Origin of the sequence: Streptococcus halotolerans, from assembly GCF_001598035.1 — a bacterium.
Lineage (GTDB): Bacteria > Bacillota > Bacilli > Lactobacillales > Streptococcaceae > Streptococcus > Streptococcus halotolerans.
Map to the genome: position 1 here is coordinate 770,278 of NZ_CP014835.1, position 21,879 is coordinate 792,156.

Consider the following 21,879-nt stretch of genomic DNA (forward strand, 5'->3'; position numbering starts at 1 on the left):
AAATCCTCTCAGGGACTTATTAACGCTGTTTCTTGCGACCATTTAGAACAGCTTCCAGAATGGCCATTCGCACAAATACACCATTAGACATTTGTTTAACAATGCGCGATTTGTCTGCTTCTACGAGAGCATCAGCAATTTCGACATCACGATTAACAGGCGCCGGATGCATGACAATAGCTGATGATTTCAAGTTTTGATAGCGCTCTTGGGTCAATCCGAACAGTTGATGATAGGCTTCTTTTGAGAAAGACGTCTGACCATCATGGCGTTCATGTTGAACCCGTAAGAGCATCAACACATCAAGGTCTGGCACAATCTCATCAAGTCCTACATGTTGACCATAAGCATCAAACTCTTGAGAATACCACTCCTTAGGACCCGCAAAAGAAACCTCAGCGCCTAACCGTGTTAGCATTTGCATATTGGATTTAGCTACTCGAGAGTGCGTGATATCACCAGCTATGCAGACTTTCAAGCCATCAAAATGACCAAATTCTTCGTAAATGGTCATCAAATCCAGCAAACACTGACTAGGATGTTGTCCCGAACCATCACCACCATTAACAATAGAAACTGTCATGGTTGGGCTCTCAATAATCTCTTTATAGTACTCTACCGCAGGATGGCGAACAACACAGATATCAACGCCTAAAGCGTCCATGGTTAAAATGGTATCGTAAAGGGTCTCTCCCTTAGTAACGGAACTGCTGTCAGCATTGAAATCGATGACTTCCAAACCAAGCTTCTTCTCAGCCACTTCAAACGATTTGTGGGTTCGAGTGGAATTTTCAAAAAAGAGATTGGCAGCAAAGGTTTGACTATCCAATTCAAAATTGGCTTGACCTTTCTTAAACAACAATGCTCTATCCAAAAGTGCCATAACTTGTTCTGCTGACAAGTCTTCCATACTTACCAAATGTTGTAAACTCAGCATTTCCTCAACCTAATTTAATACCTTTTTATTCTAACAATGACAACACGTCATTGGTTTCCTTCAGACTCTACTATGTAGAAAATCAAAAGCAAGCAATGCTGATTGACACCATGACGGCACGAGTAATACCCAAAATCTAACAGAAGCCCCTTTTGATTTTCAATGATTGCTAGCTTGGATCTACAATGCTAACACTGTCACGTCCATCGACTTCTGTAACTTCAACGACAATTTCTTCCACGCTTGATGTTGGGATATTTTTACCAACATAATCCGCGCGAATTGGCAATTCACGGTGACCACGATCGATAAGGACAGCCAAACTGACACGCGCTGGGCGACCAATACTAACCAGATTGTCAATGGCTGCACGAATCGTACGACCTGTATAAAGAACGTCATCAACCAAGATAAGATCTTTATCAGTGATGTCGACAGGCATTTGTGTCGTATCTTCTTCGACTTTCATATCATCACGGAAAGGCTTGATATCTAGTTCTCCGAGAGGAATTTCCAACCCTTCCAATTGTTGCAAACGTTCTTGAATGCGGCGAGCCAAATGAACACCACGTGTTTTAATCCCTGCTAAAACAATATTATCAAGATTCTTATTGCGCTCAATAATTTCATAGGTAATACGGGTAACGGCGCGTTTCATGGTCACTTCATCAACAATTTCTTTGGTTTTCATGGTAAACAACCAGCCTTTCTAATCTACAAAAAAATCTCCCTGATAACTCAAGGAGATAGCAAATAAGGTACAGTTATCCTGTACTTTTTTTCTGGTCTCCTTGCCTGCCTCACGGGACAGGATTAAAGGATTATTTGGTTAATCTATTCTAGCAAAAAGCGACTCTTAAAGCAAGCTAAAATCAAAACTATTTGGTTTTTTGACGCAATTTTTGTAAAGTATCCTGAAAAATCTCTGGTAGTTCAGCTTCAAATGTTACTAATTCACCCGTTTTGGGATGTGTAAAACCGAGTGTTTTAGCATGAAGAAATTGACCTTTTCCAGCCAAGGTTTTACGAGGACCATAAGTAACGTCACCGGCAATCGGATGCCCAATATAGGCCATATGAACACGGATTTGATGGGTACGTCCTGTCTCTAGCTGTAAGGCAACCAGTGTATAATCACCAAATCGCTCTAACACATGGAAACGCGTTAAAGCTGGCTTTCCTTTTTCAGTGACAGCTTGTTTCTTGCGATCCTTGTCTGAACGTCCGATAGGTGCCTCAATGACGCCACGGTCATTGGGGAGATTGCCATGGACCAGAGCCACATACTGACGTAAGGATTTTTGGGCCTTGAGTTCCTCAGCCAAAGCCTGGTGAGTCTGGTCATTTTTGGCAATCATCAAAAGTCCTGACGTATCCTTATCAATACGGTGAACAATCCCTGGTCGAACGACTCCATTGATAGATGATAAATCTTTGATATGATACATAAGGGCATTAACCAAAGTACCAGACGAATGCCCCGCTGAAGGATGAACGACCATCCCTTGCGGTTTATTAACCACAGCAACATCTTCATCTTGATAGATAATGTCTAGGGGAATATCTTCAGCAGCATACTCTAAAACCTCTGCTTCAGGCATTTCATAGCTGATCACATCCCCTTCTTTGACAGCGTATTTCGCCTTGGCCGTCTGACCATTGACCAAAATAATGCCTGCTTTAATATCTTCATTAGCTTTTTGACGGGACAATTCAGTTAAGTCTGCTACTGCTTTATCTAGGCGAATTCCCGCCTCTTTTATAATTACTTCCATCTTCCTCTTTCCATAAGGCAATCATCAAAATGATAACCCCAACTGTTAAATAAGAATCCGCCACATTAAAAATAGCAAAATCCATAAAATCCAAATGCACCATATCCACGACATAACCAAGCCGAATCCGGTCAATAAAATTACCTATTCCACCAGCTATGATTAACAGTAATCCCACTAAAAACCAAGGAGATCCCTTGATCATTTTATTGGCATAATACATGGATACTCCAATAACAACAAAGGTAACAAGAGCGAAGAACCATTGTTGCTCTTGCAGAATAGAGAAGGCTGCCCCCCTATTTTGCAAATAAGTCAAACTAAAGATACCCGGTAAAAAGGGTCTAACTTCACCTAGTGGAATGTGATCAACAATCCAAAACTTACTTAATTGATCCAAAACTATCAATACCAGCACAAACCCGCTAAAAAGAATTTTCCGCATACAATCTCCTGTTATGGCTTATACTTGTCAAAATAAGCGATCATCACCTTGATAAAGGCAAGAGCTTGCGGACTTAAATTGGTGTCCTTGCGCTTGACGTAAACCATTTTGTTGACTAAATTATCTTCTAAAGGAACCACAGTAATACCATTGACGCTGCGGCTATCTAAAAAACCTGAGCCTGTTGCATAAGCATTCGTTCGCTCTAAAATACCGTTCAAAGTCGCCCGATCGGTCACATAATACATGACGGTGCTATCGGATGTATCAACAAGATTTTCAGAATAGTAAAGATATTCATCTTTTTCTTGCGCAAATTTCACCGTCGGCAAGCCTGCCAAATCATCCATCTGGAGCGTTTCTTTTTCAGCTAAGGGATGATTTTTTGACAAGTAGATATGGGTTCTAAATGAAATCAGATCGACTGATTCCAATCCCAATTTTTCCATACGACGGAACAGCCCACTCTCGTTTTGATGATTCATGTAAATAATTCCAATTTGACTAAGTCCTTTAGAAACCTCATCTAGGATTTGAATGGTCGTTGACTCAAAAATTCGAAAGTCTTTGAGCTCAGGATAAGTCTGCGAAAATTCCGTCATCAAGGGTGGGAGAAAATCATAGTGTTGACTTGCAATTGAAAACTGATTATCTTCTTCCTCAGGCTGGATAAAGTGTTTTTCAAAAGAATCAAAACTTTTGACAACTTCCAGAGACTTTTCATAAAAGGTCATCCCTTGAGCCGTCAAAACTGCTCCAGTCGTTGTTCTGATAAAAATTTGAAAACCTAATTCAGTCTCCAAATCTTTAATAGCCACCGACAAACTGGGCTGACTGACATAAAGTTTGCTGGCAGCTTCACGAAATGTTCCGCTATTAGCGATGGCAACAACATAACGTAATTGTTGGATGTTCATCAACAGAACCCCTTTCTTCGAATTCACTCTCTCTATTATACAAAAAAACCATACGAAAAACGTATGATTACCACTTTTTTAGTTTTTCTTTTTAAAATGGCTAACTTGAAGCGTTTTCCCAAGCCAAATCCCAAGTATTGCACCTAAAAGGGTCAATGTCCAGAAAAAGAGAATAGTTTGCCAATCTTGAGCCACCATGACACGATTCACATAAGTCATATCCTTCCCACGCTCTAAAAGCATGGTCTCATAAGCCTTAGGTGCTAACCACATGAACAGGATCGGACCTGTCGTTGTTAGGGAGAAGAAAACAAACGAGAAGTTATTCTTCCAATCACTTTGGTACTGACCTGACATAGCCATGCCATCTGCTAGCAAAGCAAAAAGCCAGTATGGTAAAATAGTCGCCCAAAAATGCCCTGAGGTCAGGAAAAAGAAGGAAACTAACCCAGAAGTTAGCGTAATAAGACCAAAGAATGGTTTTTTAAGCAAGTACTGGAAATATAAGATTCCTGAGAAAATCGCCGAAAAAGCAGGAGCATAGAACATATTGCCATTACGGTCGACAATAGCATTAAGCAAAACACCAAGACCTAGACACAAAAAATAGAGAATAGCACCGACTGCGATACGTTTAAGGTTAAAAGATAATGGTTTTGACATGACTTTTCCTTTCATTTTTTGTTATTTTAACATAAAAGTCTGAAAATGGATAGTTAACCTGAACGTAAAGCGCGTCACGTCCATAACACTTCTGTTATCGATTCGATTAACGAGATACCATGATGAAAAGATGACAACAATTGCTCTAATTCGAATAATCAAATGCATAAACTGACTCTTGAAAAGACAGTAACTCTACTTCTTTAGTGGTTCTATTACTTTTCCATCGCTCGCCTACTCATCTTTCTTTTCGATAAAATCCTGAAACAACAAGCTAACAGGCTGCATTTCTAGTCCTTTCACCAATCTTAACATCAGTCATTATGCTATGACTACAACCAGAATATGCTTAATCAGCAGAATACCTAACCAATCATTAGCTTTTGCAAATGTGGTTAGCCTTTGTTCAGTCAGTGACAAGTTTATTTCCTTATCTTAAAAACATTCCTGACAGTAGTTTGATAGTAGGACGATCTTTTCATCTGTTGCCATTGAAAGTTATCTATTGCCCCCTACTTTTTTAATCGAGGAAACTGAAGCTACGAAAATATCTAAACCACCATGGACATCTATACCCAGATCACTCAAAAGGTGAAAAATGGAGTCGCCGGCAAGGTCGCTTCCTACATTGTTTTTTTAAATATGGGTATCAAAATCATGACCACCCGTCTAACGGGTGGTTTGAACCGGGGCTATAAGCCCACATTACCAGCCAGCGCCTAAAGACGCTGGCTTTCACTTTGTTCAAGCCTCACTGCTCTTGACTCGTCGCTAGCCTCTCAAAGAGACAGTGGTACTACTTGCCACTATCCCTAAAGGGATCTTCATACTCTTTCACACTCAACTTATCTAGTGCTATATCATGCTTCTCTTGCTCTTGAATATATTTCTTTATCGTGGCTCCATTGAGACCAACCGTACTCACGTAATATCCCTCTGCCCAAAAATGGCGGTTCCCAAATTTATATTTTAAATTGGCGTGTTTATCAAACATCATTAAGGCACTTTTACCTTTTAAGTATCCCATGAAACTTGATACACTTATTCGTGGTGGGATGCTCACTAGCATATGAACATGGTCTGGCATCAGATGTCCTTCTATAAGTTCTACCCCCTTATAACTGCATAATCGGCGAAATATCTCGCCCAAACTGCTTCTATATTGATTATAAATGACTTTTCGTCTATACTTAGGGGTAAACACAATGTGATATTTACACATCCATTTTGTGTGTGATAAACTATGTGCCTTTTGTGCCATATCATTATCTCCTTTCGCTTTACAGTAGGCTTGAACACCTTTATTGTATCGCGTTTGGAGATTTTTTTGTATAACAGTCGATGCGCACCCGCATAGCGGGTGGTTTATTTGTCTCGCACCTATCGGAGCGAGACTGGGCTTAAAGCCACATAAACAAAAAAACAGGCCTTCCGAAATCTCGGAAAGCCTGTTGTGATGCTATTTCTAGACTTATTTTGAGACTTATTTTGCGATTGGGTAAACAGATACTTGTTTTCTATCGCGTCCTTTACGTTCAAAACGTACAACACCTTCAACTTTTGCAAAAAGTGTATCATCTCCACCACGACCTACGTTAATGCCTGGATAGATATGAGTTCCGCGTTGACGGTAAAGGATTGAACCACCTGAAACAGTTTGTCCATCAGCAGCTTTAGCACCTAGGCGTTTAGCTTCTGAATCGCGTCCGTTTGATGTAGAACCCCCACCTTTTTTGTGGGCGAAAAGTTGCAAGTTAGCAAGATTCATGTTTAACATAATGTTTGTCCTCTCTTTGTTTAATTGGTAATGACTTTTGTTGTAACAAACTCTTGAGAGTTTTCCGCTAAACTAGTCATACCTAGGAGAAATGATTCAAATAGTAATTGAACTTTCTCATCCTTAAGGTCAGTTAAATCAGATAAACTTATCTTCATATAACCGCCATCAATCTCATCGATTGTTACATCTGCTGCACAGTCAGTTAGAACTTCCATGGAATTAACAAGGTTAATCGATAGGGTTGAAACGGCTGCACAAACGATATCATAACCAAATTCACCACTCCCAGCATGTCCTGTTATTTCAACACTAACAAGATGCTGATTCGTACGAATAAAGGTCGCTTGAATCATAAAGATTAAGCGTTGATAGCGTCGATAACAACTTTAGTATAAGGTTGACGGTGACCTTGTTTACGGTGGCTACCTTTTTTAGGTTTGTATTTGTAAGAAACAACTTTCTTTTGTTTACCTTGTTTTTCGATAGTACCAACGACTGTAGCTCCTTCAACAACTGGAGTACCGACTTTAGTAGTTTCACCACCAACAAGAACAACTTCGTTAAAAGTCACTTCTGCGCCAGCTTCAGCGTCAATTTTTTCAACGTAGATAGCTTGACCTACTTCAACTTTAACTTGTTTACCACCAGTTTTGATGATTGCATATGTGCTCATGATGCACCTCCTATAAAAAATTTTTGCTGAGGTTTCCCTCTGTGAAGACTCGCCTAGATTGCGAGGCACGAAGCCTACTTAAACAATGTTCGCGCGGTTGCACAGGACGTGCATTTAGTCAACATTCATATGTTATCACAAGCGAGTTATGAAATCAAGGATTTTACTGTTTTTTATTTTTTAACATTTTTATCAGCCTCTAAAATGACTGATTTTCTCAAAATAGGGGTTCAATTGATTGTTTAACATCAACAGTCAATGGAGAATGTTTTTAAAGGTGCCTTTTTCTTTTGCTATCAGTATAGAATGATGGGTATTTTCTATCTGGTTTATTCTGCCTATTCAAGTGATTATCTAAGTTTAATAGATGGCTTTTCCTATTTAGCCTAATTTTACAAATAGCACAATCGTAAAACTATCGTAGGTGATTGGAACTAAGCCGTATACATTTGCCTTCATAACTCCTCTCATTCGAACGATTCCTTACTTCATAAAGCATTACAACCGTTACAACGATACATCAAAACGTCTACCCAAAATCGGTAACGTTAGCCGTACACTTTGTAGCATCTTGTCAAAAATTCTCAAAATAATACTCATCCAAAATCAAAAACTAACTTTCTGTAACCATTGTCTGTTGACGGTGGTTTTTAATACTCTTCAAAATCAAAAGCAGACCTTATTGACATGATTTGATGAACTTTAGTCCTATCTGTATCGGTGTTGCCTAGTTTGTTTTTGATTTTCATTGAGTATAAAAGCGATTTTCGTATGCCCTTTTGAAACTAATATCAGCTAAAAAATAAGACAATAGCCGATCATTGACTATTGTCTAAAACATATTGGCTGTCAAAAAAACATTGACATGTTTAAGAATCGATAGAAAAGAGCCATGTGAGGCATTTCCCTTGATTAACCAGACACCTAATACCGCTCTTTCCTAACAATTATTTTCATGATAACAGGACTGAGATCGCTAGACTTTGTGACAGAGCAGGACTGCCTACCATTTTAAATTCACATGTTGATTGATTTCTTGGTAGGCTGTATCAACTTTATCTTGTAAGTCGCTATTGATTTTCTGACGATATTTCCCACCTTTTATAAAATCTTCTAACACCATCACACGATAATCATATAAGCCATAACCTTCTGGTGCAAATCTTCCAGTTGGTTTTGCGTCAACCAAGGTAGGGTGAGCTTTCACTTTTTTGATGATCGTTTTTGAACCAGTTTTTTCAAAAGTCACATCCATGAGCAAGCCTCTCTCTGGCCACTTGTCTTCCATAATTTCTGCTTGTTGGTTTGAAATAAAGTTTCCCATAGAATAGATGATGAATTTCTTCTGCCCATCTTTTTTAATCGTTTCTGCTGGTTCGACCACGTGCGGATGGCCTCCAAAAATCACATCGGCTCCCCATTCCACCATCTGACGATAGAGTTTTTTCTGTTCTGCGGTAGGTGCCAATCGATATTCTTCCCCCATTTGCGGCATAACGATAGTAACGTCTGCCTTTTTTTCGGCTTCTTTCAATTCTGACTTGATTTTATCGCGATCAAGATCTGACATATGACGATTATATTCGTCTGCTGTCAGATTGGCATCCATACCATTATAACCATAAGAATAAGCTAAAATGGCAATCTTAATCCCATTCACATTCTTAATGAGTACTTCCTCTTTTGATCGATTTTTCTCATATACCCCCACTGCATCTATCCCTAGCTTATTGAACGTTTTCTTAGTGTTAAGGGCGCCCTCTAAACCGGAGTCAAGGATATGGTTATGGGCCAAATCCACCACATCATACCCTGTGTTCTTTAAGGTTTGAGCAATGCTCTCAGGGGCATTAAATAAGGGATAGCCTGACAAAGGATAATCCGGAGAAATAGTCCCCTCAAAATCCCCAATAGCCAAGTCCGCACTGGAAATTCTGTCCTTAACATAAGTAAAGTAATCATCGAAATCGTAAGACCCATCGCTTTTTAAGGCACTAGCATAGAGGACATTATGAATGAGAATGTCACCATTGGCAAGAACACGCGCTCTTTTGACCTTCTCGTCTTTCTTTGGGTCTGGCTTTGCCAAGGCATGATAGCCATCAAAAAGTCCTGCCAAAAGCAAGGACAGAGCAATAAAAGCCAGACAGGTTTTCTTAATCACCGTTAAATGTTTCATCAAATTATCCTCCTATGGATAGTATACCATAAGAAGCCAATGAATAGATAGCGGTTCCATTATATCCTCTTTGAGGGTCATATTATACTTAACAAAAATTATAAATAGCGGAATCGTCATGTTGTGACAACATAAATCATTCCTTTCCATCTAAAATCGATTGGACACAGAAACTAGACCTCCGCTATTTTGATTTTGAATTAGTATAGTTTTTTGAATTAAGGTTGGTACATCGTCGTTTTCGTCTTACCTTACTCAAGTACTGACCGTATCTCAGTTCTTTGTCTCAAAGTTAATTCATTCAACTATATTAGCTTGAGTAAAACTGAAAAGCAACACTTTTTTCTGAGCACGCAAAAACCACTCCGAAAAGAGTGGCTAAATCTAACATCAATTAGAATTTTTTACGTTTGCGAGCTGCTTCTGATTTACGTTTACGTTTTACAGATGGTTTTTCATAGTGTTCACGTTTACGTGCCTCTTGAAGAGTACCAGCTTTAGTCACAGAACGTTTGAAACGACGAAGGGCATCATCGAGTGATTCATTTTTACGTACGACTGTTTTTGACATTGATTTCACCTCCTCAAGATAAGATACCATTTACACGGTCTTAATTATTATACTTTAAAGTGATTATCTTGGCAAGATTTTTATCAATTTTTTCCAAAAATTCTTGACAAACGTTTTTGCAAGTCTGGCAAGAGGTCTTCTGTAAACCAAGGGTTTTTGCTTAACCAGATATTATTTCGAGGTGACGGATGAGGCAAAGGAAGATAGTCAGGTAAATAATCTTGGTAAGCCGCCACACGGTCTGTTAAAGTCTTTTTATCGTCTAAATAATAGTCCTGCGCTGCTTTACCTACCAGTAGGGTTAATTGGATATCAGGCATTTCTTTCAATAATTTGGGGTGCCACTTGTCTGCCTGCCCTTTACGAGGTGGCAAGTCGCCCGATTTTCCCTTACCAGGAAAGTAGAAATCCATGGGTAAAATCGCTATCTGATCTGACTGATAAAAGAACGCCTCATCAACACCCAACCATTCTCTCAATCGGTCACCGCTCGGATCTTGAAAAAGCATTTGCTTATTTTGAGCCTTAATTCCCGGCGCCTGCCCAATAATCAGAACCTTGGCCTTTGAACTCACTTGGTAAAGCGGTTCAATTCCAGAATCAGTGTAAGATTGGTTATCCTTGTCCGCTTTAATGGCATTATAAATACTAGTCATTAACATATCTTACTCCTCTACTTTTATGGACAGAAGGGACAATTCAGCAATTAGTTCCCCTTTAACAAGGCATCAAAAGAATAATCACCCACATCAGACTTGTTTTGAAACATTTTTATTTCTCCTACCAATCAAGTTGCTAGTCCTAGCTTACCGTAATGCTTCATAAACGACTAAAGGTTATTCTAAAGATTCCTCAACATCTCTAAAAACGATAACTAACTCGTTTTCTTCCTATTATCAATGGCTTTCAATGGTGTTTGCTTGAGAATGGCGTCTACCATCTCCAAATTACCAGCTAGGTTGGGGTGTAGCTGGTCTGGGAAATATTCAGGATGTTTTTCAGTTCCCTGATATTGATCAATAACCGATACTCCAGCCTCCTTGGCTATTTCAGGAATGAGCTTTCTCAATTGACCATCTACCACTTTATTATTTGGAAAAGTGGGTTGGGGATGTTCGAAGAAAACACGAGGTGGAATCATAAGGTAAATTTTGGGGTGACTCTCTAAAGCTTGGTAACGTTTAATAGCTGCTAGGTATTCTTTTTTGAAACGCCGGGGTTGCCAGTAAACATCTCTGGAGTCATTCGTTCCCAACATAATAATGACAATATCAGGATTCACTTGAAACGATTTTTTCGCTAGAGGCTCTTTAAAGTAAGGCTTAGCGGTATTGGATAACATCGTTCTGCCACTTAGACCAAAATTGATGACGTGATACTTTTTACCCAAGGCTTGCTGAAGAAGAGCAGGGTAAGATTCCGTCTCGCGTGTTGAGGCAACGCCTGCTCCATAAGTAATACTGTCTCCAACCGCAGCTATGGTAATTTTATGCACCTTGGTCGAGGTATCTCTGGACGCCATCAACTGTGAAAAACTATAAATACCCATGAGAATCACGATAAAATAGAGTAATCTATCAAACCATTTTTTATGTTGTTTGGTCATTTGATACCTCCTTATATTTCGTGCAGTTAGCTACTGCCAAAGCTCAAGCCATACACTTGGAATAAGTCACCGTGGATTGGTTGACTTCCGCAAATCGCTTGATCATTTCTGAAAAGGCTCTGACTGCAGCTTTTTGTTTCAATTGGTGATGCGTTTGATAATGCACAGACATGTTATCTCATGTAAGGTAATCAGGCAAAAAAATTATGGATAACCAACTAAAATACTTGAGCAATCTTCTGAAAAATGGGCACTATTCAAGGGCTTTTTGGCGTACGCCAAAATCATACAGATTGACACAAAAAATAGTTCACACGCAACTATTACCTTTTCTGATAGCTTGTCTTTCAGACTCTTCCTCCATTATCTGATATTTTAAATGAAATTTCAAAGAAAATCATTATCAACTCTTGGAAATAAAGAAAAGCTGGTCTCTCAATCCCAGCTTTTCTCTTTATAAGCTTCGAAACAGTTCTTAAGCTTTTTCAAATTGAGAGTTATAGAGGTCAGCATAGAAACCATTTTCAGCCATCAAGGCATCATGATTGCCCTGTTCAATGATGCTTCCATCTTTCATGACTAAGATTAAGTCGGCGTTACGGATGGTTGATAGACGATGGGCAATGATAAAAGAGGTTCTCCCTTCCATGAGTTTGTCCATAGCTTTTTGAATCAGCTCTTCCGTGCGAGTATCAACAGATGATGTGGCTTCATCTAAAATCAAAAGCGGTGCATTTTTCAAAAGAGCACGCGCAATGGTCAAAAGCTGTTTCTGACCGACAGATAAGCTCAGACTATCGTCCAAGACACTATCGTACCCTTTAGGAAGGGTCATGATAAAGTGATGAATGCCAACAGCTTTAGCTGCCTCAACCACTTGCTCGTTTGTTATATGCTCCTGATTGTAAATCAGATTTTCCTTAATAGTCCCTTCAAATAACCAAGTATCCTGCAAGACCATTGAAAAGGCATCGTGAACTTCTTCTCGTTTCATATCCTTGACATTAACGTGGTCAATTCGAATACTACCGCTATTGGTTTCGTAAAAACGCATCAGCAAGTTAACAATCGTTGTCTTACCGGCACCTGTTGGACCAACAATAGCAACCTTTTGACCTGGTTTGGCTTGCGCTGAAAAAGCATTAATAACAGTCTTGTCTTTGGTATAACCAAACGTCACCTGATCAAAGTCAACATAACCCTTGACCTGTGATAATTGCTGACTTTTATCAGTTTCGTCTTCCATTTCTAGAGCATTAAGAAATTCGAAGATTCGCCCCATTGTTGCGGAGACAGTTTGCATTTGTGTAGCTCCTTGAGCTATTTGGCCAAGAGGCTGTGAGAAGATACGAACATAGGTCATAAAGGCTACGATTGTTCCCATAGTGATATCGCCATCAATCACTAATCGGGCACCAACTAAACAGACCATAACATAACCAAAGTTACCGATAAACTGCATCATGGGCATCATAATTCCAGAGAAGAATTGCGATTGCCACATACTGTTATAAAGGTTTTGATTGAGTTGGTTAAAGGCTGACTTAGCTTGCTCCCTAGCATTGTAAGAGATGACAAGATTGTGACCTGTGTAGATTTCTTCAACGTAACCATTAACCGCAGCTAGATTATCTTGCTGACGTCTAAAGAGAGGCTGACTTTTCATCATGATGACCACGCTAAGTAAAAAGCCTGCTAGAACCGATCCGATAGCTGTCCCAGCCATGATGACATTGGTTTTAAACATCATGATAATAGACCCAGTCAAAAGGACGCTAGCTGAAACTAGTGTGGTCAAACTCTGGTTAAGCGCTTGGGTCATATTGTCCACATCATTCGTCACACGAGATAAGGTATCTCCTTGTGAATGACCATCAAAGTAAGACAGGGGCACACAGTTGATTTTATCAGCAATGGCTGTGCGCATGCGCTTTGAGAAATGCTGGATTATAGTTGCAATGATAAAACTAGCTGAATAAGACAAAATGGCGCCACCACCATATAGTAATGCTAGCTGGAAACCAATACCTTTGATTTTAGCTATATCAACTTTACCAGTAATTCCTGTCGTAATCACATCGGTGATTTCTTTTAACTTATCAGGTCCGATAACAGTAATGACACTTGAACATATCGTAAACATAATAGCCAGTCCAAACATCAAGCGGAACCCTTTCAAAAAAGGAAGGGACTGGTTGATTAACGTTTTTTTCTTAATTTTCACCTTTCAATTCCTCCTTTGATAATTGTGAATAAGCAATTTCTTGATAAACGACATTGTTTGCCAAAAGATCCTGGTGACTGCCTTGACCAACGACTTTACCTTGGTCTAGAACCAAAATCTGATCAGCATCCATAATGGTCGAAACCCTTTGCGCCACAATGAGTTTGGTTACCTGACTAGTCTTTTCACTCAAAGCTTTCCGAAGAGTGCGATCCGTCTTATAGTCAAGTGCTGAGAAAGAATCGTCAAAAATCAAGATTTCTGGCTTACGAGCAAGCGCACGCGCAATAGCTAAACGTTGGCGCTGTCCTCCAGAAAAATTGGTCCCCCCTTGGGCTACTTCTGTTTCAAGCCCCTCTTCCTTGCTTTGAACAAACGCTTTAGCTTGTGCCAATTCAAGCGCATCCCATATAGCAGCATCATCAAGTTGAGCTTGACTGCTCTCGCCAAAGGTCATGTTAGAACGGATAGTACCACTAAAAAGAACTGCTTTCTGAGGAATATATCCTACCTTATTATTCAGCTCTTCGTGACTATAATCCTTAATATCAATCCCGTCGATTAAAATCTGACCTGCTGTCACATCGTAAAAACGTGGCAGAAGGTTAACTAAAGTTGTTTTACCAGAACCTGTTGAACCAATAAAAGCAATGGTTTGACCAGCACTAGCTTTGAACGAAACGTTTTCAATAACAGCATCTGAATCTTCGGTGTATTTAAAACTGACGTTTCGGTATTCAACCTCACCTTTTGTGTCTGTCTTAACAGTTGTTTTTTTGTTAAAACTAACGCTTGGCTCTAGGGATAGAACCTCTTCAATACGACCTGCTGAAACCAAGGCACGCGGCAAGATAATAAAGATAGCAACCATCATCATGAAGCCCATAACGACTTGCATAGCATAGGAAGAAAAAACAACCATATCACTAAAAACAGTGATACGATCTTGAACACTCGCGATAGCCGCAGCCCGTGAAGTCATCGTGATGACAATACCATCGATCATTTGCGCTCCAATCCAATAGATAGCCAAAGTCAAACCACTTGAAACCACAGTCATGACTGGATTCATAAGAGCAAACAATCGGCTTACAAAAAGATTCAAGCGCGTTAAGGCCACATTTTGGGCTGAAAATTTAGCATCTTGATAGTCCTCAGCGTTGTAGGCACGAAGGACACGAATCCCCGATAGAATTTCCCGCATGGTAGCATTTAGCCCATCAGTGTATCGTTGTACTTTTTGGAGACGCGGAAACGCAAAAATCAAGAGCGTTGCTAATAACAGCATAACCACAGCAACTGCAATGACAACAGACCATGTCCACTCGCTGCTTTTACCCCAAATTTTCGTTAAAGCCCAGACAGCCATAATTGGGCCACGTGTCACCACTTGCATACCCATTGTGATTAGGATTTGCAGCTGTGTTAAGTCATTAGTTGTCCGTGTTAACAGACTGGGTACGGAGAATTGTTTGATTTCTGCATCCGAATAATTCATGACCTGATTAAAAATATCAGAGCGTAGGCGCGTCGTAAAACTGGCTGCCGTACGAGCAGCTAGAAAGCCAACACAGACTGCCATAACAAAACTCCCCAATGACAAAGCAAGCATTTTCCAGCCTGGCTCCATAATATCGGAAGTGGTCGTCCCTTTTTCTTGAAGTAATTTGGTAATGTCTGACATGTAAGACGGCGTTGCAATATCCATCCAGACCGCCAAACAAATAAAAACGGTAGATAAGGCAATCATCGCCCATTCTTTGCCGTTTAAACGTTTAAATAATATTGGCACTAGTCTTTCTCCTTAAACTGTTTCAGATTCTGCGTCAATTGACCTAACACTTTTTCAACAACTTTCCAATCATCTGGCTCGATGTCAATAAATAACTCACTCATTAACTCTCTATGAAAATGCTCTAGAGGCTCAATTTTTGAAACTCCTTCTTGCGTCAAGACCAAGCGCTTATAACGTTTATCTTCCGTCGATGTTTCCAAATGCAAGTAACCATTTTTTTCCATGCGCTTAACAAGGTTACTAGCAACAGACTTAGAGATATGCAGACATTGCTCAATATCTTTTACAAAAACGTCTCTCTCTTGATGCTTAAATAGATAGTACAAAGCCCTCCCTTGGGGGCCTTTTAAATGCTCAATATCATGTTTTTGAGCAATATCTCCAGCAGCTTGTTCCAAATCAGAAATAATTTCTTTTAATGCATGTAATGGGTTTTTCATAAACTTTCCTTTCTGCTTTAGAATTCCTGATAAGCTATTATAGTTCCCTTGAGAACTATAGTCAAGGATAAAACACCTTTTTCTGACAATTAAAAAAAACTCAGTGCTTTTTTTGGTAACTTCACTGTACAAGAAAAAGATAAACAGAAAAAGATATTCATCTTAGTCTCAAATAAACACCGCATCTGTCTTAAAATCCCGAACATCAATGACCTCTACTTGTCACACCGTAATCAAACATGTGATGAAAGGATTTAGGCATCAAGAGCACCGTGTATACAAACAAAGAAGAAAATGCATGTAGCCACTTTCCAGCTACACGCATTTTGAAACTATTTTCGATGACATTTACATAACAGCATGTCTCACCCCCCTTATTTCTAAGGATACGACAACACATGTTCTACCTAAAAGCTAGCAGCTTCAACGAAAAAAATCGTTTTTAAAAAACGACATTTTCTTCATGCCTTGACCGTGTGTCAAGAAGGTTTAAATATATTAAGCATTTCTCTTAAGTCTCATTCAACCTTAAAAGGATGAGCATGATAAGAATCGCTTTGAATCCCTCACCTCTATACAATAATATTCCAGAATAACATTTCGAAAGCAAGCTTTAATATAGCCAGTAATGTCAGGACGAAACCTTGATTCTTTTGGTTTTTGTTAATATGCTGGTCTGGCAAATAGATGTCGCAATAAATCTTAACGTTGAATCAGCCTCAGGATTCTAGTCAGAACCATCTGCATTCTTAAGACCGAATGCACACAATCAAGAGGTAACGTTAATTATTTCAAACAGTGCACATCTTTTACTAGCCACTTATAGTCGCTACAAGCAGGACAACCGGTCAATCATTGATATAAGACTGTGACATAATAATAGCTTTTAGCCACAGCTTAATGATTGGCAACTTCTCTCACAATGTTTAAAAATTCTGCTGCGACATAGTCTACCTGAACATCTGTCAGCTTTGTATGAAGAGGTAACGTAATCGTATTGGAATAGTAAGCTGCTGCATTAGGGAAATCAGCCATATCAAATCCCTTATGACTATAAGCCGAAAATAAAGGCAAGGGTTTGTAATGCACATTGCAGGCGATGCCTTTTTCAGCCATTTTTTGGATAATAAGATCTCTCTGATTTTGATCAATCCCTTGGATATGCGTGATGTAAAGGTGCTTTGAAGATTCATAATCGTTATTAAAGTGATCCAAAACCCGAATGCGTGAGCCTTCAAAGGCAGCATTATAGCGAGATACAATCTCAGAACGCCGCCTTTGCAACTTTTCATAACGTCGTAACTGTACCAAGCCAATAGAAGCCATAATATCAGTCATATTAAACTTATAACCCGGTAAAACTATATCGTATTCCCATGGACTAGGCTGGCTTTTGGTTGGCAACTCTCTTGTTTGCCCATTTAAAGAATAAATTTGAAACTGTTTATAGATAGACTCACTAACCACACCATTTGTTGCTTTCCAGGTAACAACACCACCTTCTGCAGTTGTTAAATTCTTAACAGCTTGAAATGAAAACACTGTAAAATCAGCAACATTACTAATATCGACTCCTTTATACTTAGCCCCAAAAGCATGAGCGCCATCAGATAAAATCAAGGGTCTATGGTAGATTTCTTGTAAAAAAGTTTTAGCTCTAAATAATTTCGCTTTACGATTAACAATAGCCTTAATACGGTCATAATCACAAGGAATTCCTGCCAATTCGACTGGAATGATAACTTTTGTTTTCTCAGTAATGGCTTGCTCTAAGGCATCATAATCCATTTCAAAATGATCAGTCTGAACATCAATCATCACAGGCTTTGCACCAACATGCTCAATCACACTGCAGGAAGCAGTATAAGTAACGGCAGGAATAATAACCTCATCACCTGGTCCAATTCCAAAGATCCTTAAGACCAACTCCAACCCAGCAGTTGCAGAATTTAAACAAACCGCACCAGCTGCTCCCGTGTAGTGTTTGATTTCCTGTTCTAGACGTTTTGTCTTAGGTCCTGTTGTAATCCACCCCGAACGCAGGGTATCAACTACTTCAGCAATTTCCTCCTCTGTAATATCAGGAGACGAAAAAGGTACCATCATTTGCATGTTTCATAACTCTCTCTTTCTCTCATTTTTTATCAAACTAATTCCTTACTAATCTTGTCATATTTGTCTAAGCCAAAAACCATCGCTAAAGCATTTTGGTCTTATTCACCTAAACATTTAACTAATCTCCTACTCCTTTTGTTACCCCTTTTTTAAATCTTCGATTACTGCCCCCAAAACTGATCAATACCAGCATAAACTTACATAAAGATAGATGACTCAATCTTACAAATAAAACTGTTATCCTAGACTCGACCATTAATGCTTTCTTACTCATAAAGTCATTCGTTGTGTCATTTCTAACCTCTCACGTCCAAAAAAAGGAAACAATGACCCTTGGAATATCATCACTATCAAGTTTCTCATCCCATCCAAGGTAGGTCTTCAAGTTCCCCAATCACTTTGTTACCAAACAAGGACAAGTCTCTTTGTGACATCTCAAAATCAACAGCGACGACCAACAAAGCTCTCTTATTTTCTCAAGTCTCGTATCCTTCTCTCCATAACCTTCAGTCACTTCGCTTATTAAAAAACTTTCTAACAAACATTGTACGAGATATCCGTCTTATTCTCACTTTTTAAAACAAAAGTTAGCAGTAGTGCATGGGCCCAATCATAGACTGAAACCTGTCACACTCTGATAACCGATTATCACTTTCGTTTTTCCCTCTACTGAATTACTATTATGAGAAACCAAGAACATCATAACAACCATCCTCTAAACATGAACCTATGGTATTGAAACATACTGGAATATGATAACCATTGTCTTATAGCTATTTCATTGTAAATTACCACCACCTTTCTTAACTTCTCTAACATTTTACCCTTATTATCACAATAATCAGAACTATTGAAGTATGATTTCATAATAGGTTAATTCCCTTTAGGTTATATAAGGTTAATTTTTTATAAAAATACCATGACCCAAAGCGTTGTTTTATGTCATTTACGGTAAATATATTAGAGATTTCATTTTTCGTTTCATATATTATCATACCTTTTCAAGTTTGTCACCTAAAAAAATAATGAAAAAAAACACTCAAAAAACCTTTTATTAAAGCATTGATTAGTTGACTCAATGAAAAATTGAATCTTTTTCTGAAACATTATATTTTCAGATTTTCATTCAGCAATTAGTCTTTCAGTTTTGTATTTTTTCTAATTTTATAGTTTGCATTCGCCCAAAATAATGTATAAAAATCTTTTTCACGAATAGTCAGTTTATTTAATCTTATATCTGTTCTTAGAACATGTGAAATAACGTATTTTCGCTACTCTTTTTTCTCTTTACTTAAGTAACAGTATGATTTTTATCATTGATTGTATTTTCTTTATTTTCTGATTATTCTGTCTATTTTTCAACTTGTCTATTTAGCGACACATTATCTAACATTTCTTGTTAGATAATGTTATCAAAATTAGCCCTAAGCCCTATATAAGTATTTTGAATGATACTAAAAAAACGTTTAGAAACATCATTTCAAAACGTTTTTTTACATACAAATATTAGTAAGAATCAATTCTAGAAACCGAAATGCCACCCTTCATCCTCATGATAGATCATTTTCTTACTCATACCACCATCAATTGTAATGGTTTGTCCTGTGATAAAAGCAGCTTTTTCTGAAGCTAAATAAAGAATCATATTAGCAATATCTTCTGGAACACCGACGCGACCAACAGGATGTTGATGCCTATCTGCATCAGAATGTCTCTCACCATTCGTCTCAATCCAACCAGGTGCGACAGCATTAACACGTACCCTACCAGCAAAGGACATGGCCAGAGCATGTGTCAGAGCCGTAAGACCTCCCTTAGCTGCCGAATAACTTTCAGTCTGCGCTTGACTTTGAGCATAACGTGACGAGGATACATTGATAATACTAGCACCTTGTGTAAAATGCTTATTAAATAGCTGACTTAAATAAAATGGTGCTGTTACCCCTACTGTTAGGGCATTTTGGAAATCCTCAAAACTCGCTTGGTCCAATCCAACCATCATCGGAAGTGCATTATTGACTAAGATATCAACATGACCATGTTTTTTGATGACATAATCCGCAAAAGTTTCCAAGGTTTCTTTTTGACTGATATCACCAACAAAATAATCTCCTTGAACGATATCAATAATCTCCACTTTAGCACCAGCTTTTTCGAAGGCCTTAGCAGTCGCTTGACCAATGCCATGAGCACCACCAGTAATGACAACAACTTTATTTTTAAATGTTACATCAGACATATCCTAATAACCTACTTTTCATCAACCACGCGCTTACCAGTCACAAACATGGTGAAGGATGCCTGTGCTACTGCTTCTCCCGCCTGGTTGGAAATGATGACCTCAATAACTTTGGTTTTTCGACCATTATGAAGACAAGTCCCATCAATCTTTAGAGAATCGCCCAAGCGTCCTCCTCTCATGTAATGGATATTCGACTGCATGGTAACAGCTTCACTTCCCAATGATAAACAGGTCAACCCCGCCACTTGATCACACAAGGTAAAAAGGTAACCACCATGAGCATTGCCATAATAATTAAGCGATTTTTCGACGATCTCCGTTGAAACAACAACATGACCTTCTTCTTCCATCAACAAATCATAATTCTCAAAAACACGAATTTCATGTAATTTATCTAACATCTTACCTCTTCATCCTTCATCAAAAATTGAAAATATACCAATATTATAGCACTTTTCTAACAATTACACTGCTAGCTCAGCTTAATATAGGCAGTTGTTCCTCACTTCCAGCACCGCAATGTGTTTAAGAGCACAACAACGGCCTTGCTCTCTTGAGATGAGGAACAAGGCCGTTGCTTGATCTTTTATAGTCTTCTTTTGAATTAAGGTTGAGACATCGTCACTTTCGCCTTGCCCTACTCAAGTCCTGCCCACATCTCAGTTCTTTGTCTCAAAGTTAATTCATTTGACTATATTATGTCATTATTCACTTGACAGGAAGCAGTTAAGACAATCAGTCTCTTTTGATAGTTAACCTAAACAGATAAGGGGTTAGTCAGTAGCAGAAAAACAAGCCCCTAGCCAATTCAAATAACTTTTTAAGTTGATAACTACCAATCTGCTCTTATACTATTATGTTCGACTGGCTCCTTTAGGTTCTAATAACCTTTGAACAAATCCTAAGCCTATATCAGACAATATGGCCATCAGTGCTGTTGGCAATGACCCAGCTAAGATAATGGCACCACCATTGGTAGCATTAGTTCCTCGGACGATAATATCTCCTAGACCACCGCCACCTACAAAAGCACCAATCGCCGTGATCCCAACGGCAACGACCAAAGCATTTCTAATTCCTGCCATAATAACAGATAAGGAAAGAGGTAATTCTACCATAAAGAGACGTTGCTTTTTAGTCATCCCCATACCTTTTGCTGCATCTACCAAGTCATCATTAACATTAGCAATGCCAGCGTAGGTATTACTGATAATTGGTAAAAGCGAGTAGAGGAAAACCGTCGCAATAACCGTTTTGGTTCCCAGTCCGAGAGCCAACATGATAATAGAAATCATAGCCAGCGATGGAATCGTTTGTAAGACATTAGCAATCCCCATGACAAAGCCGCGAAGTTTTCGCTTGCGAGCAATCATGATACCTAGAGGGATACCTACTAGGGCAGCCAGAAGAACACCATAAACAGAAATCAAAAAGTGTCTTAAAAATTGAGAAAGAATGTATGAGCCATTCTGACTAAAATAATAGAAAAATTGTTCAACCGTAGACATCTCACTCAT

23 protein-coding genes and 1 other annotated feature are annotated in these 21,879 nt (G+C 38.9%); of the genes, 1 reads left to right on the forward strand and 22 read right to left on the reverse strand.

Features of this window, described 5'->3' with window-relative positions:
- Window positions 1-19 precede the first annotated feature (19 nt).
- From A2G56_RS03430 to A2G56_RS03455, 6 genes are all read right to left on the reverse strand, one after another.
- A complete protein-coding gene (locus tag A2G56_RS03430) occupies window positions 20-937 on the reverse strand; it encodes an aspartate carbamoyltransferase catalytic subunit (RefSeq protein WP_062709058.1) in 918 nt (305 codons plus the stop codon).
- 169 nt (window positions 938-1,106) lie between these two features.
- Window positions 1,107-1,628 (reverse strand): bifunctional pyr operon transcriptional regulator/uracil phosphoribosyltransferase PyrR, encoded by a 522-nt coding sequence (pyrR, locus tag A2G56_RS03435; protein ID WP_062709060.1) that lies wholly within the window; start codon window positions 1,626-1,628, stop codon window positions 1,107-1,109.
- A gap of 187 nt (window positions 1,629-1,815) precedes the next feature.
- Window positions 1,816-2,712, reverse strand: a complete 897-nt coding sequence (locus tag A2G56_RS03440) for an RluA family pseudouridine synthase (protein WP_062709064.1) — start codon at window positions 2,710-2,712, stop codon at window positions 1,816-1,818.
- On the reverse strand, window positions 2,672-3,157 hold the full coding sequence (lspA, locus tag A2G56_RS03445; RefSeq protein WP_062709067.1) for a signal peptidase II: 486 nt from the start codon (window positions 3,155-3,157) through the stop codon (window positions 2,672-2,674). The genes A2G56_RS03440 and lspA overlap by 41 nt, the downstream gene beginning before the upstream one ends.
- 11 nt (window positions 3,158-3,168) lie before the next feature.
- Window positions 3,169-4,074, reverse strand: coding sequence for a LysR family transcriptional regulator (locus A2G56_RS03450; RefSeq protein WP_062709069.1), 906 nt, complete (start codon window positions 4,072-4,074; stop codon window positions 3,169-3,171).
- Between the two features lie 78 nt (window positions 4,075-4,152).
- Complete coding sequence (locus A2G56_RS03455; RefSeq protein ID WP_062709073.1) at window positions 4,153-4,737, reverse strand: MptD family putative ECF transporter S component; 585 nt, start codon at window positions 4,735-4,737, stop codon at window positions 4,153-4,155.
- A 561-nt stretch (window positions 4,738-5,298) separates the two neighbouring features.
- Between A2G56_RS03455 and A2G56_RS10615 the strand changes: the two genes are divergently transcribed.
- A complete protein-coding gene (locus A2G56_RS10615; protein ID WP_157761192.1) occupies window positions 5,299-5,460 on the forward strand; it encodes a hypothetical protein in 162 nt (53 codons plus the stop codon).
- Window positions 5,461-5,533: 73 nt separating this feature from the next.
- On the opposite strand, the gene tnpA is transcribed toward A2G56_RS10615, so the two are convergent.
- The 16 genes from tnpA to A2G56_RS03530 form a co-directional block, all read right to left on the reverse strand.
- Window positions 5,534-5,998: an IS200/IS605 family transposase gene (gene tnpA / locus A2G56_RS03460; RefSeq protein ID WP_062709076.1), complete on the reverse strand. Its 465-nt coding sequence runs from the start codon at window positions 5,996-5,998 to the stop codon at window positions 5,534-5,536.
- 222 nt (window positions 5,999-6,220) lie between these two features.
- Window positions 6,221-6,514, reverse strand: coding sequence for a 50S ribosomal protein L27 (rpmA, locus tag A2G56_RS03465; RefSeq protein WP_062709080.1), 294 nt, complete (start codon window positions 6,512-6,514; stop codon window positions 6,221-6,223).
- Window positions 6,515-6,534: 20 nt separating this feature from the next.
- Window positions 6,535-6,870, reverse strand: coding sequence for a ribosomal-processing cysteine protease Prp (locus A2G56_RS03470; RefSeq protein ID WP_062709083.1), 336 nt, complete (start codon window positions 6,868-6,870; stop codon window positions 6,535-6,537).
- Window positions 6,871-6,875: 5 nt separating this feature from the next.
- Entirely contained in the window at window positions 6,876-7,190 is a 315-nt protein-coding gene (gene rplU / locus A2G56_RS03475) for a 50S ribosomal protein L21 (protein ID WP_062709086.1), read from the reverse strand.
- Window positions 7,191-7,225: 35 nt separating this feature from the next.
- Window positions 7,226-7,299: a sequence feature (ribosomal protein L21 leader region), on the reverse strand.
- Window positions 7,300-8,193: 894 nt separating this feature from the next.
- Window positions 8,194-9,369: a CapA family protein gene (locus tag A2G56_RS03480; RefSeq protein ID WP_099091456.1), complete on the reverse strand. Its 1,176-nt coding sequence runs from the start codon at window positions 9,367-9,369 to the stop codon at window positions 8,194-8,196.
- 394 nt (window positions 9,370-9,763) lie between these two features.
- Window positions 9,764-9,940 (reverse strand): 30S ribosomal protein S21, encoded by a 177-nt coding sequence (rpsU, locus tag A2G56_RS03485; RefSeq protein WP_002884573.1) that lies wholly within the window; start codon window positions 9,938-9,940, stop codon window positions 9,764-9,766.
- Between the two features lie 83 nt (window positions 9,941-10,023).
- Window positions 10,024-10,596 (reverse strand): uracil-DNA glycosylase family protein, encoded by a 573-nt coding sequence (locus A2G56_RS03490; protein ID WP_062712422.1) that lies wholly within the window; start codon window positions 10,594-10,596, stop codon window positions 10,024-10,026.
- 218 nt (window positions 10,597-10,814) lie between these two features.
- Window positions 10,815-11,546: a GDSL-type esterase/lipase family protein gene (locus A2G56_RS03495; RefSeq protein WP_062709092.1), complete on the reverse strand. Its 732-nt coding sequence runs from the start codon at window positions 11,544-11,546 to the stop codon at window positions 10,815-10,817.
- 43 nt (window positions 11,547-11,589) lie between these two features.
- Window positions 11,590-11,718, reverse strand: coding sequence for a hypothetical protein (locus A2G56_RS11060; protein ID WP_257721920.1), 129 nt, complete (start codon window positions 11,716-11,718; stop codon window positions 11,590-11,592).
- A 303-nt stretch (window positions 11,719-12,021) separates the two neighbouring features.
- Window positions 12,022-13,770: an ABC transporter ATP-binding protein gene (locus A2G56_RS03500; RefSeq protein WP_062709095.1), complete on the reverse strand. Its 1,749-nt coding sequence runs from the start codon at window positions 13,768-13,770 to the stop codon at window positions 12,022-12,024.
- On the reverse strand, window positions 13,760-15,520 hold the full coding sequence (locus A2G56_RS03505) for an ABC transporter ATP-binding protein (RefSeq protein ID WP_062712424.1): 1,761 nt from the start codon (window positions 15,518-15,520) through the stop codon (window positions 13,760-13,762). The genes A2G56_RS03500 and A2G56_RS03505 overlap by 11 nt, the downstream gene beginning before the upstream one ends.
- A 41-nt stretch (window positions 15,521-15,561) precedes the next feature.
- Window positions 15,562-16,005: a MarR family winged helix-turn-helix transcriptional regulator gene (locus tag A2G56_RS03510; RefSeq protein ID WP_062709098.1), complete on the reverse strand. Its 444-nt coding sequence runs from the start codon at window positions 16,003-16,005 to the stop codon at window positions 15,562-15,564.
- 897 nt (window positions 16,006-16,902) lie between these two features.
- On the reverse strand, window positions 16,903-18,111 hold the full coding sequence (locus A2G56_RS03515; RefSeq protein ID WP_237334436.1) for a DegT/DnrJ/EryC1/StrS family aminotransferase: 1,209 nt from the start codon (window positions 18,109-18,111) through the stop codon (window positions 16,903-16,905).
- Between the two features lie 1,531 nt (window positions 18,112-19,642).
- Entirely contained in the window at window positions 19,643-20,359 is a 717-nt protein-coding gene (locus A2G56_RS03520; protein ID WP_062709103.1) for an SDR family NAD(P)-dependent oxidoreductase, read from the reverse strand.
- An 11-nt stretch (window positions 20,360-20,370) separates the two neighbouring features.
- Window positions 20,371-20,763, reverse strand: coding sequence for a PaaI family thioesterase (locus tag A2G56_RS03525; protein WP_062709106.1), 393 nt, complete (start codon window positions 20,761-20,763; stop codon window positions 20,371-20,373).
- 453 nt (window positions 20,764-21,216) lie between these two features.
- Window positions 21,217-21,879 carry an ABC transporter permease gene (locus tag A2G56_RS03530; protein WP_062709109.1) on the reverse strand — a complete coding sequence of 221 codons (663 nt, stop codon included), beginning with the start codon at window positions 21,877-21,879 and terminating at the stop codon, window positions 21,217-21,219.

Coding starts and splice junctions, on each gene's coding strand:
- A2G56_RS03430 (WP_062709058.1), bottom strand. CDS start 937: ATGCTGAGTTTACAACATTTGGTAAGTATGGAAGACTTGTCAGCAGAA.
- pyrR (WP_062709060.1), bottom strand. CDS start 1,628: ATGAAAACCAAAGAAATTGTTGATGAAGTGACCATGAAACGCGCCGTT.
- A2G56_RS03440 (WP_062709064.1), bottom strand. CDS start 2,712: ATGGAAGTAATTATAAAAGAGGCGGGAATTCGCCTAGATAAAGCAGTA.
- lspA (WP_062709067.1), bottom strand. CDS start 3,157: ATGCGGAAAATTCTTTTTAGCGGGTTTGTGCTGGTATTGATAGTTTTG.
- A2G56_RS03450 (WP_062709069.1), bottom strand. CDS start 4,074: ATGAACATCCAACAATTACGTTATGTTGTTGCCATCGCTAATAGCGGA.
- A2G56_RS03455 (WP_062709073.1), bottom strand. CDS start 4,737: ATGTCAAAACCATTATCTTTTAACCTTAAACGTATCGCAGTCGGTGCT.
- A2G56_RS10615 (WP_157761192.1), top strand. CDS start 5,299: ATGGACATCTATACCCAGATCACTCAAAAGGTGAAAAATGGAGTCGCC.
- tnpA (WP_062709076.1), bottom strand. CDS start 5,998: ATGGCACAAAAGGCACATAGTTTATCACACACAAAATGGATGTGTAAA.
- rpmA (WP_062709080.1), bottom strand. CDS start 6,514: ATGTTAAACATGAATCTTGCTAACTTGCAACTTTTCGCCCACAAAAAA.
- A2G56_RS03470 (WP_062709083.1), bottom strand. CDS start 6,870: ATGATTCAAGCGACCTTTATTCGTACGAATCAGCATCTTGTTAGTGTT.
- rplU (WP_062709086.1), bottom strand. CDS start 7,190: ATGAGCACATATGCAATCATCAAAACTGGTGGTAAACAAGTTAAAGTT.
- A2G56_RS03480 (WP_099091456.1), bottom strand. CDS start 9,369: ATGAAACATTTAACGGTGATTAAGAAAACCTGTCTGGCTTTTATTGCT.
- rpsU (WP_002884573.1), bottom strand. CDS start 9,940: ATGTCAAAAACAGTCGTACGTAAAAATGAATCACTCGATGATGCCCTT.
- A2G56_RS03490 (WP_062712422.1), bottom strand. CDS start 10,596: ATGACTAGTATTTATAATGCCATTAAAGCGGACAAGGATAACCAATCT.
- A2G56_RS03495 (WP_062709092.1), bottom strand. CDS start 11,546: ATGACCAAACAACATAAAAAATGGTTTGATAGATTACTCTATTTTATC.
- A2G56_RS11060 (WP_257721920.1), bottom strand. CDS start 11,718: ATGTCTGTGCATTATCAAACGCATCACCAATTGAAACAAAAAGCTGCA.
- A2G56_RS03505 (WP_062712424.1), bottom strand. CDS start 15,520: ATGATTGCCTTATCTACCGTTTTTATTTGTTTGGCGGTCTGGATGGAT.
- A2G56_RS03510 (WP_062709098.1), bottom strand. CDS start 16,005: ATGAAAAACCCATTACATGCATTAAAAGAAATTATTTCTGATTTGGAA.
- A2G56_RS03515 (WP_237334436.1), bottom strand. CDS start 18,111: ATGATGGTACCTTTTTCGTCTCCTGATATTACAGAGGAGGAAATTGCT.
- A2G56_RS03520 (WP_062709103.1), bottom strand. CDS start 20,359: ATGTCTGATGTAACATTTAAAAATAAAGTTGTTGTCATTACTGGTGGT.
- A2G56_RS03525 (WP_062709106.1), bottom strand. CDS start 20,763: ATGTTAGATAAATTACATGAAATTCGTGTTTTTGAGAATTATGATTTG.
- A2G56_RS03530 (WP_062709109.1), bottom strand. CDS start 21,879: ATGAGTGAGATGTCTACGGTTGAACAATTTTTCTATTATTTTAGTCAG.